The sequence below is a fragment of the Xenorhabdus stockiae genome, assembly GCF_002632825.1.
Classification (GTDB): domain Bacteria; phylum Pseudomonadota; class Gammaproteobacteria; order Enterobacterales; family Enterobacteriaceae; genus Xenorhabdus; species Xenorhabdus stockiae.
The window spans coordinates 84,455-95,364 of sequence record NZ_NJAJ01000019.1; the positions used below are offsets into that span (position 1 = coordinate 84,455).

The following is a 10,910-nucleotide window of genomic DNA, read 5'->3' on the forward strand; positions in this document are numbered from 1 at the left end:
TTCTCCGCTTTTTGTGTTAAAATATTCTGCCAATCATATTTTATAGTGATTGGCAGGATTAGTAATATTGCGAGAGATAAACGATGATCAAACAAAGGACATTAAAACGTATTGTTCAGGCGACAGGTGTCGGTTTACATACCGGTAAAAAAGTCACATTAACAATGCGTCCCGCGCCGGCTAACACCGGGGTCATCTATCGTCGTACTGACTTGAATCCCCCGGTAGATTTCCCGGCTGATGCCAAATCCGTGCGTGATACTATGCTCTGCACTTGTCTGGTAAATGAACAAAATGTGCGAATCTCAACTGTTGAGCATCTGAATGCGGCACTGGCAGGTTTGGGTATCGATAATATTGTTATTGATGTTGACGCGCCAGAAATTCCGATTATGGATGGTAGCGCCAGCCCGTTTGTCTTCCTGTTATTGGATGCAGGCATTGAAGAGCTGAACGTTGCGAAAAAATTCATGCGTATGAAAGATACAGTTCGCGTGGAAGAGGGTGATAAATGGGCTGAACTGGCACCATATCACGGTTTTAGTCTGGATTTCACCATTGACTTTAAACATCCGGCGATTGATTCCAGCACTCAGCGTTATAGTCTGGATTTTTCGGCAGATTCTTTTGTTCGCCAGATTAGTCGTGCGCGTACTTTTGGATTTATGCGTGACATTGAGTACCTGCAATCTCAGGGCTTATGCTTAGGCGGCAGCTTTGATTGTGCGATCGTGGTAGATGATTACCGCGTACTCAATGAAGATGGCCTGCGCTTTGAAGATGAGTTTGTCCGACATAAAATGTTGGATGCCATCGGTGACTTGTTTATGTGTGGTTATAACATTATTGGCGCATTTACTGCGTTTAAATCAGGTCATGCTTTGAATAATAAACTGTTACAGGCAGTTTTGGCGCAGGAAAGTGCTTGGGAATTTGTCACATTTGAAGATGAAGCTGAAATGCCACTGGCTTTCCGCGCACCATCAACAGTGTTGGCATATTAATACAGTCGATTATTAAGACAGTAGATTATTAATACAGCTATTATTGATAATCTATGTATTGAGAATATTCTTATGATTCATCAGTGGGTTATGTTATCTATTACGCTCCTCTCGCTGATGTTTTTTATTCAGCGCTAACGTTTCATCTTGGCTGTACTGGTACTCTCTCCGGCCAGCGCAGCCAATCGCTCCAACCTTCTTTTCAATTTTTCAGGGCTACGTTCGGCCAATGCTATCAATGTTTCTGCACTTTCATGGCTTAGTTGGCGAGTTGGTAAGCTCTGGCTATCATTATTAAGTTTTCTTTCTGATATTTTTTCGACACTCTGTTCATTATTATGACTTTTAACCATTAATGATGGGTTAATCCTGATGTCGATAGAAGATAAAGATGGTAGAATTTCACTTCTTAATGCGGAGAGTAAAACGGGAATTTCATAGTAAAGTCTGGTTTTCCAGCTGGCATTACCTGTTTCCAGCACCAAAATATGTTTACGATAATTTGCGACCCGGCACCAAGGGCGTACTTGCCCCGGAAGCAGGCTAAGAACAGCCCGGTTGAGTTTCAGTAATGCGATGGCATGTCGTTGAATGGCCTGAAGCGGGCTTTTTCCGGCAGATGCCGCATTTTCTGGCTGACTTTCAAACAATAACAAGTCTAGTGATTGTGGGCGGCTATCTCGCATAATAAAGGCGGTTCCAGTATTTATTAATGAAGGTTTCATGAGTATTCTAAATCTTTGGCGACAATTTGGCAGGCGTTATTTTTGGCCTCATCTTTTACTGAGCATGGTTGCTACAGGAATTGGTGTGCCTCCCGTTTTGGCCGGAGCCGCAGAAAGCCTACCACATACAAATACCTCATCTGCCCAGAGAAACCAAAATCGGGCACTTTCATCATTTGAACATCTGTTTCAGTTACAAAACGCTCAGCGCCAGCCCTCTAATTACTTAAATTATTGGCAACAACACGCTGTTCGTAATGTTATTCGGCAACTTTCTTTTGCTTTTTCTATTTCTGAGCCTGTCAGATATGAAGAAGCAAAAGAAAGTATCCGAGTTGCAGTACCTTTTATGCAACAGATCATGTTGGATACACTGCATGCCATGCTAATACAGGCGCCGACCCGATTTGAATCTGCGGTTGGTGCTGAGACTGTGGCAGCAATTTCTCCGGATGTCCATACACCGGCACTTTGGGTTGCTCAAATTCAGGGTATTAGAGCCGGGCCTGCGGTTGACCATCAATCTTTATTGTAATGTATCTGTCTGATTTCTGATAATAAGACAGTAACTAAATTCGAGTCATATATCCCAATCGACAGCAAGTTGCCTGGCAGCAATTTGAATAATAATGGGTATAAAAGACACAATTGATTGGCTGTAATTGTGGCCTCATTTGAGATGTATTAACTATGTTGATTAAATTACTTACTAAGATTTTTGGTAGCCGTAACGATCGTACCCTGCGTCGTTTGCGTAAATCGGTTGATGTGATCAACCGTATGGAACCTGATTTTGAAAAGCTGTCTGATGAAGAACTAAAAGCTAAAACAGAGCAATTCCGTGCCCGTCTTAAAGAGGGCGAATCACTGGAAAAAATTCTGCCAGAAGCCTTTGCTACAGTACGTGAAGCCAGTAAGCGTGTGTTTGGTATGCGCCATTTCGATGTGCAGTTACTGGGTGGGATGGTACTTAATGAGCGTTGTATTGCAGAAATGCGTACAGGTGAAGGTAAAACTCTGACTGCAACACTGCCAGCCTATTTGAACGCACTGAGTGGACGCGGTGTTCATGTTGTTACTGTGAACGATTATCTGGCACAGCGTGATGCTGAAAATAATCGCCCGTTGTTTGAATTTTTGGGACTGAGCGTTGGTATCAACTTACCAAACATGCCAGCTCCAGCAAAACGTGCTGCTTACGCCGCAGATATTACTTATGGTACCAATAACGAATACGGTTTCGATTACCTGCGTGACAACATGGCATTCAGCCCGGAAGAGCGGGTGCAACGCAAACTGCATTACGCTCTGGTGGATGAAGTTGACTCCATTCTGATCGATGAAGCTCGTACTCCACTGATTATTTCTGGTCCGGCAGAAGACAGCTCTGAGCTTTATATCAAAGTAGATAAACTGATCCCTCAATTAATCCGACAGGAACAAGAAGATTCAGACACTTTTCAGGGCGAAGGGCACTTCTCTGTTGATGAAAAAACACGTCAGGTTAACCTGACCGAGCGTGGTCTGGTGCTGATTGAAGAGTTGTTGGTGAATGCTAAAGTGATGGATGAAGGTGAATCACTTTATTCTCCATCCAATATTATGCTGATGCACCATGTAACTGCAGCATTGCGGGCACATGTCTTGTTTACCCGTGATGTTGACTATATCGTTAAAGATGGTGAGGTCATAATTGTTGATGAACACACCGGGCGTACTATGCAGGGGCGTCGTTGGTCTGATGGTTTGCATCAGGCAGTGGAAGCCAAAGAGCATGTTGAGATCCAGAATGAAAACCAGACGCTGGCCTCTATCACCTTCCAGAACTACTTCCGCCTGTATGAAAAACTGGCAGGTATGACAGGTACGGCTGACACCGAAGCCTTTGAATTCAGTTCTATTTATAAACTGGATACCATTGTCGTTCCAACTAACCGTCCGATGATCCGTCAGGATTTACCTGATCTGGTCTACATGACGGAAGCGGAAAAAATTGATGCGATCATTGAAGATATTAAAGAGCGCGTTAATAACAACCAGCCAGTGTTAGTGGGAACTATCTCGATTGAAAAATCAGAAGTGATTTCGAATGCACTGACCAAAGCGGATATTGTGCATAATGTTCTGAACGCGAAATTCCACGCAATGGAAGCCGACATCATTGCACAGGCAGGTCAGGCTGGTACTGTTACTATAGCAACCAACATGGCTGGACGTGGTACGGATATCGTACTGGGGGGAAGCTGGCAGGCAGAAATTGCTAAGCTGGACGAGCCGACAGAAGATCAAATTGAGCAAATCAAAGCGGCATGGCAGGAACGTCATGATGCAGTGCTGGCAGCGGGTGGTTTACATATTATTGGTACAGAGCGTCACGAATCACGCCGTATCGATAACCAGCTGCGTGGTCGTGCTGGTCGCCAGGGGGATGCGGGTTCTTCACGCTTCTACCTCTCAATGGAAGATTCCCTGATGCGTATCTTTGCTTCAGAGCGTGTAACAGGAATGATGCGCAAACTGGGGATGCAGCCGGGCGAAGCGATTGAACACCCATGGGTCACTAAAGCTATTGCCAATGCACAGCGTAAAGTTGAAAGCCGTAACTTCGATATCCGTAAACAATTGCTGGAATATGACGATGTTGCCAATGACCAGCGCCGTGCGATTTATGCGCAACGTAACGACCTGCTTGATGTGAGCGATGTCAGCGAAACCATCTCCAGCATCCGTGAAGATGTTTTCAAAGTGACCATTGATGCTTATATCCCGCCACAATCTCTGGAAGAAATGTGGGATATTCCGGGCTTGGAAGAGCGTTTGGTCAATGACTTTGATCTGCATTTGCCAATTAAAGAGTGGCTGGATCAAGAGCCGGAACTCCATGAAGAAACATTGCGAGAGCGCATTCTTGAAAAGGCGATAGAAGTTTATAAACAGAAAGAAGAAATCGTCGGTGCAGAAATGATGCGTAACTTTGAAAAAGGCATCATGCTGCAAACGCTGGATACATTGTGGAAGGAGCATCTGGCGGCAATGGATTATCTGCGTCAGGGCATCCACCTACGTGGTTATGCGCAGAAAGATCCAAAGCAGGAATATAAGCGTGAATCTTTCGCTATGTTTGCCAATATGCTGGAATCACTGAAATATGAAGTTATCAGCACCTTGGGCAAAGTTCAGGTCAGGATGCCGGAAGAAGTGGAAGCTCTTGAACAGCAGCGCCGTGCAGAAGCGGAGCGTCTGGCAAGCCAGCAGCACTTAAGCCATGAGATTGAGCAAGGGGCTTTGATGTCAGAAGCCGAAGCACAAATGGCAAGCGGTTCCCGTAAAGTTGGACGTAACGATCCTTGCCCATGTGGCTCAGGCAAAAAATATAAGCATTGCCACGGTCGTTTATAATTAAAGCCAGCGATAAGCAGCCAGAGATAAATTATCTCTGGCTGTCAGCAGTCTGAAGCGGTGCCATTGTCACCGCTTCAATCAGGGCAGAACTTATTATTTCTTATCGGCTGCGATACGATTACGAACGTGTTCAGCACGTTCCTTTGAAGGTGGGTGTGAATCAAACATACTGGTTTCACCACTGCCCAGCTTAGCCAGTTTTTCGAAACTGGTTGCCAAGCCTTCAGTTTTAATATTGCGCTTTTTCAGTAGCTCATAAGAGAAGTCATCAGCCTGACTTTCCTGATGTTGTGAAAACTGCGAGTTGAGCAGTTTTTGCCCCAGATCTGCAAGTTGAGAATCGCTCAACTGTGCTGCGACACCACCGGCTGATGCTGCTGCGGTACGCGCAGCAACGGCTGCATAGGCAACCTGCATTGCTTTACGCGAGTGGCCCAATGCAACGTGCCCCATTTCATGGCCCAGAACACCTTCGACTTCATTATCGTTCATCATATTCATCAGGCCGCTGTATACACGTACACAACCATTAGCCATTGCCCATGCGTTTACATCATCAGTCAGATAAACCTTGTAGTTAACTGGAGTACCATTAATTTCGTGTCCTAATGCTTTGGCGATTTTGTTCAGACGCTTAGCGTATTGGCTGGATGCGGGGGCAATTTTATTTTGTGCATCCATATCTCTACATGATTGGTCAGATAGCTGTTTAACATCAGAATCATTTAGCGTCGCTGCCTTGAATAATTGCATCCCAGAGCTGGCCAGCATTCCATGATCAAGATTCTGACAACCCGTCAGCATTACAGCAGAAACAGCTACCGCAACAAGAGCTTTCATTTTCATAACGTTGTTTTTTCCTTTGCAATACACGCAGCCCTAATACTTTTAGGGCATTAAAAGATGATGCATTTTGCTAAAAATAATAATAGGAATAAACTCTAATAATGGTGATTATGTGAATTTGATAACGTTTTAAACAAAATAATCAAACCATAAGTAGAGTAATTTAGTTTAATTTAACAAATATAGCACAGTATGCGTTATCTTTTTGCCGTAAATGATCGTCGGTTAGAAAAAATAATGCTGATAGCCAGAATGGGAACGTCCATTACGATCTCCCTCTCTAACAGTGGCAATAAAGTCGCTGTGTTAGCTCATATCGGTTACTTTTCTTGGAAATTTATTCTGGTGATGAGATAAATAATAACCATTGAAAAATGAAATAAACATTCATTCAATGTGAAGTGAATTTACAATAAATAATATTTCGTGAGTTATATTCTCTGATGTAAGTAATAGTTTATTTTATTCATCGTCTTACTCGGCGATACTGTTGGATAAACATTAAATTATAGGCGGTTTTCTTTTTTATTGGTTGTGTAAGAATCGGAATAGAAAATTACTCTAACATTGCATGTTAAATAAGCTTAGACTGTACTGAACTGTCAGGGCTAAGTATTGTGGGCAGGAAAAATCGCTAAATCAGTCGGCTGGCAGCTGTTGATAGAATAGGCATGGAACGAGCAATTGTATGGTCAATCTGAAACAGATATCATTATGCTTTCATCGGCAAAAAATGCACAGTTCATGCAGGCAACGAACTGCTCCATAATCCGATTATCGCAATCTCATGTGGGAACCTCTAAAAACTATCCCATGAAAAATAAGATCAATCTTGTACCTATCCGTAATAACATTGACCTTATTGAGGGTGACACTTTCTGACTTTTTCAAGGATTAAAAGGCATGAATGCCCGATTTTCCAAAATAAACCAAACGTTGTAAATCATAGCAGGTCACCATTAACATCATCGTGAAATTAGCCCGCAGTTGACCTACCGTCCGGATGAATTTTTCTCCCATCTGGGTGAATGAACCAAAGATATGTTCTACTCGCGCCCGAGTTCGCGAGATTTTCTTGTTACGCCCTTTCTGGCAGTTTGATAACGGGTTATTTCGTGACGCTTTTCTTTGAATATGTACACGATAGCCTTGTCCTTTCAGTGTCAGCTCACGCTGATGGCTGGCATACCCTTTGTCCGGATAAATATCCCGACTCGTATTGGCCCTGTCCAAAACATCTTCAAAATACTGGCTGTCATGGGCAGAGGCGGTTCCTGTGGCGGTCTGACGAATGACTTTGTACTTGACATCGACATTAATCGTGAGTTTGTAGCCAAAATAACTTTTCCCGTGTTTTTTCGTCCAGGTGGCCTCCGTATCTTTCTGGCAACGTTTGTTTTCCGTCCAATTATCCGGGGTTTTACCCTGACGGATTTGTTCATTCTCTTCTTTTTTGTTGTGTTGCTTAGGAACCGGTATCAACGTGGCATCGATAATTTGACCACCACGGGGAATGAATCCCTGTGTGGAGAGTTGATGTTTGGCTTCTTCAAATAAGGCATTGGCCCCTTCTTGTCCGAGACGTTTTTCGAAACACCAAATCGTGTTGCGGTCTGGAATATTAATGACATCGGTCAAACGACAAAAACGTTGCCAGCTCATTCGGTCAAGTAATTGATATTCCATTTTTTCATCGGAAAGATTATGGAAATGTTTCAGGATAATAATGCGAACCATCACCTCCGTGGGAAACGGCGGGCGTCCCCCTTTAGGAGAAACAATGCGGGGCACCGCACGGTCAACCGCCTCAGCGAGTGCCGAAAAATCGACATATTTATCAAGCGCAAGGAGTGGGTCGCCTAATTCATCTATTTTCTGACGATGATATTCGGCCGCCAATTTGTCTTTTTTCAAAGCAGAACGAGGTAAGAGCATGATGGCATTACCTTACAGAGATGTGTTCTGTTTGTATTTTACTCTTTTAGGCCGCTATGAAAAGTTTTTAGAGGTTCCCTTCAGGTTAAATTGATTTAGTATTCAATAGAATAACAATTTTGATTATCTCGTTTGTTGAAAATAATAAAATTTAGGATATTCAGTTAAAATGTGCTTTATATCAAATTTGTTCCCAAAAGGATCATTAACACCTGCACAAGCAAGGCTAGAAATAAATCTCGCTTACCCAAATTATCAAGTGAAAAGAGTACAGCTCAAGCTACCTTTAGCATTAGAGATAGATAAAAAATTTGAGTTATTTGCTTCGGATAGGCACAAATATGTTTTAAATCCACCTATCGCACTGGCAGAAATTGAGAAATGGCAAAAAAGAACAGGGGCACAATTACCAGAAGACTTTATTTTGTTTCTGACTCAAATAGGAAACGGAGGAGCAGGGCCATATTATGGTATTGCTCGTTTTGAAGATAGTGAAAGTCGTTATGACCAAACCGCCGCATTACCTTCTATTTTATCACCAACCATGAGTGACCAAGAATAGCAGGTTATGAGCCAAATTGATGATGATTGCTCTGATGAAGAATTTGACGAAAGAGTTCATCTTATTCATCAAGGGGTGTTTTATTTGGGCACTTGTGGTTGTGAATATGATTTATTGTGGGTGATTACCGGTAAATATGCAGGGCGAATTTTATATACCCACCATTGGTGTGATTCAGATAAGTCGTACTTTTTTTCTTATGAAAAAAGTTTTCTCGATTGGTATGAACGCTGGTTGGATGAGGTGATCCAAGAATATAATACTAGCTGGTTTGGCCATAATATGGGCGGTAGTGAAGAGACGTTGTTGGTGTCTTACCAAAATATGCAGACAGATGAAGAACGAATTCAGGTGATAAAAAGTTTTTATAAATTACCAACATTATCTGAACAAGGTGCGGATATACTCGAAGGAATAGTAGAACAGGGGCATAATGATGTTTACCCATATGTATTAAAAATACTAAATAACTTTTCATAATTATGAGAGTTTCATATTTCCTATCCCTTTCCATTGACTTGCTGAAGCCGCATTTAAAAAAAACTTAATTCTTTTGATGAGCACCCACATGTATCGACAACAATGGTTTCGTGTGACGGTTTTATGCAATGATTGCCATAGTCGCTCTATTTTATTCAACCAAGGCGAATAAACCGAAAGAAATAACAATTTTACTGTCAGGTTTTGAGTCAGCCATTTCTTGACCAACCGACTTTTATGAATGCTGTAATTATCCAAAATGATGGTTAGCGTTTTTGCATGACGGTGACTTTTTTTAACTCTTCTAACATATTGATAACTCAACAACCACCGACTAAAGTCGGTGGGTTAGTGATTAACGGACTGAAAGTCCGGATACGCATCGGCTGAACGATGCGTCAATTATCCAGCCTGAAGTGATCATTCGGGTTCGGTTCAAAATGATGCGCCAGATAGGCTTTTATCATCTCTTCCGTTAACTGACCTACCGTCGCACAAAAATAGCCTCTGCCCCAAAAATGCTGACCCCAGTAACGCTTTTTCAAGTGAGCAAACTCTTCAAACAACTTACTTGCTGTCCTTCCCTTTATTCGCCTCATGATTTCTGAGGGCGCTAAGCTCGGAGGACAACTCACCAGTATATGCACATGGTCTTTGCTCACGACCCCTTCTACTATCCTGATTTCAAACGCTTCACAGCTCTGACGAACTAGCTCTCTCACCCGTAAGCCAACTTCACCTGTTAGCACTTTGTGCCTGTATTTTGTTACCCACACAAAATGATACTCAATCTGAAATACCGTGTGGCTGCCATATCTGTAATCCATATTGCACTTCTCGTGCAACACAGTATCGCAGCTAAAGCTGACCGACTAAAGTCGGTGGTTTTAACCTTTCATATGGAAAAATAAATGAGAGTTTTTCCTGTCAGAACCGGTGTAAAAAATTTCGCGCGTTTGGATATCAAAACATCCGGCAAAGTAATATTTTTGGTTCTTTCCCGGTGTGATAATCCGTTTTTGTTGGCCTTTAAGATACCAGTTTGAACCTATTTTAGGGTTGAAATGAATATCTACTTCGTCTTCATAAAACACGGGATGTTCTTTTGATGCGCCAAGTAATGCTTGGTTAATTTGCTTCATCTTCTCTTCATATTCCGGATCTTTCTCATGTAATGTTGGCTCGTCTCGCCGCCAAACGATCTGATTTTTGCAGAAAAATCGATAAAGTGTGCTGATTGAAAATTTTATCCGAATTAACTCGTTGATTTTTATCATGAAAAGTTCAAGACTCCAGCGAGAGCGCGCATAACCAAACTGCTGAGGAGAAAGTTGCAGTAAATAAAAGAGAAAAGGTAAAAAGCAGGTTAAATTCCATCGTTGATGACGGCCTGAGGGCTTACTTTGCAATCCTAACCAACTATAGGTTCTAAACGACTTTATCCAACGCCATACAGAAGACTGAGCAACACAGAGTGTTTCAGCGATATGGAAAACTGGCTGACCCTGATGAATCATGAGAATGGCGAGAATACGAATGGCATACTTTTTATCGTGCGTTTTTTGCGCCATTTTTTTCATCAAACGTCGTTCATTACGGGGAATGGGTGGTAGGATAACCATAACTCAGTCCTTCTTTTTGCTTTTTTGTTTCTGGAAAATCCAAATTCGCAAAAATGAGACTGAGTTTCTTTGATACTCCTACCATTTTGAAAATCCATTTAGAGTGTTTATTGAGTGTCATAATTTGCACGAAGAAATATTTAGGGATTTTTTTTATATTATTAACCTGAATTCTGGATAAGAAATTGACGAGAGGCCTGTTCCAGGAGCAAAGTTTTGGTGAAAGCCTAAAACGACTCCGGGGAGGAACAGGCCATGGACAAGTTAGTTGAAATTTTCTGCGATGTCGACGACTTTTGTCGTCTTTTCATCCCCCAGTGGGCGCAGTTTTGTC

At 42.3% G+C, this 10,910-nt stretch carries 9 protein-coding genes and 2 pseudogenes; 5 read left to right on the forward strand and 6 right to left on the reverse strand.

Translation table 11 applies throughout. The features are described 5' to 3' along the window. The first annotated feature begins 83 nt into the window (after nt 1-83). Entirely contained in the window at nt 84-1,004 is a 921-nt protein-coding gene (lpxC, locus tag Xsto_RS11470; protein ID WP_099125132.1) for a UDP-3-O-acyl-N-acetylglucosamine deacetylase, read from the forward strand. A 134-nt stretch (nt 1,005-1,138) separates the two neighbouring features. Here lpxC and Xsto_RS11475 read toward each other — a convergent pair whose 3' ends face one another. Further along, nucleotides 1,139-1,690, reverse strand: a complete 552-nt coding sequence (locus Xsto_RS11475; protein WP_099109992.1) for a DUF721 domain-containing protein — start codon at nt 1,688-1,690, stop codon at nt 1,139-1,141. A 37-nt stretch (nt 1,691-1,727) separates the two neighbouring features. Here Xsto_RS11475 and secM point away from each other — a divergent pair, with 37 nt between their 5' ends. Both secM and secA read left to right on the forward strand, forming a co-directional pair. Beyond that, complete coding sequence (gene secM, locus Xsto_RS11480) at nt 1,728-2,264, forward strand: secA translation cis-regulator SecM (protein ID WP_099109903.1); 537 nt, start codon at nt 1,728-1,730, stop codon at nt 2,262-2,264. A gap of 155 nt (nt 2,265-2,419) precedes the next feature. After that, on the forward strand, nt 2,420-5,128 hold the full coding sequence (gene secA, locus Xsto_RS11485) for a preprotein translocase subunit SecA (protein WP_099109902.1): 2,709 nt from the start codon (nt 2,420-2,422) through the stop codon (nt 5,126-5,128). Nucleotides 5,129-5,224: 96 nt separating this feature from the next. On the opposite strand, the gene loiP is transcribed toward secA, so the two are convergent. Both loiP and Xsto_RS11500 read right to left on the reverse strand, forming a co-directional pair. Further along, nucleotides 5,225-5,977: a metalloprotease LoiP gene (loiP, locus tag Xsto_RS11490; protein WP_099125133.1), complete on the reverse strand. Its 753-nt coding sequence runs from the start codon at nt 5,975-5,977 to the stop codon at nt 5,225-5,227. An 894-nt stretch (nt 5,978-6,871) separates the two neighbouring features. Beyond that, complete coding sequence (locus tag Xsto_RS11500) at nt 6,872-7,912, reverse strand: IS5 family transposase (RefSeq protein WP_099125135.1); 1,041 nt, start codon at nt 7,910-7,912, stop codon at nt 6,872-6,874. Between the two features lie 169 nt (nt 7,913-8,081). On the opposite strand from Xsto_RS11500, the gene Xsto_RS11505 reads away from it, so the two are divergent. Then, nucleotides 8,082-8,474: an SMI1/KNR4 family protein gene (locus Xsto_RS11505; RefSeq protein WP_099125136.1), complete on the forward strand. Its 393-nt coding sequence runs from the start codon at nt 8,082-8,084 to the stop codon at nt 8,472-8,474. 6 nt (nt 8,475-8,480) lie between these two features. Continuing rightward, entirely contained in the window at nt 8,481-8,954 is a 474-nt protein-coding gene (locus tag Xsto_RS11510) for a hypothetical protein (RefSeq protein WP_099125137.1), read from the forward strand. On the opposite strand, the pseudogene Xsto_RS11515 reads toward Xsto_RS11510, so the two are convergent. The 3 genes and pseudogenes from Xsto_RS11515 to Xsto_RS11525 form a co-directional block, all read right to left on the reverse strand. After that, a pseudogene (locus Xsto_RS11515) lies at nt 8,955-9,271 on the reverse strand (transposase); the annotation flags it as partial. It lies immediately after the preceding gene. 81 nt (nt 9,272-9,352) lie between these two features. Beyond that, nucleotides 9,353-9,781, reverse strand: coding sequence for an IS200/IS605 family transposase (tnpA, locus tag Xsto_RS11520; RefSeq protein ID WP_099125138.1), 429 nt, complete (start codon nt 9,779-9,781; stop codon nt 9,353-9,355). Nucleotides 9,782-9,850: 69 nt separating this feature from the next. Then, nucleotides 9,851-10,576 (reverse strand): annotated as a pseudogene (locus Xsto_RS11525) (IS630 family transposase); the annotation flags it as partial. Between the last annotated feature and the right edge of the window lie 334 nt (nt 10,577-10,910).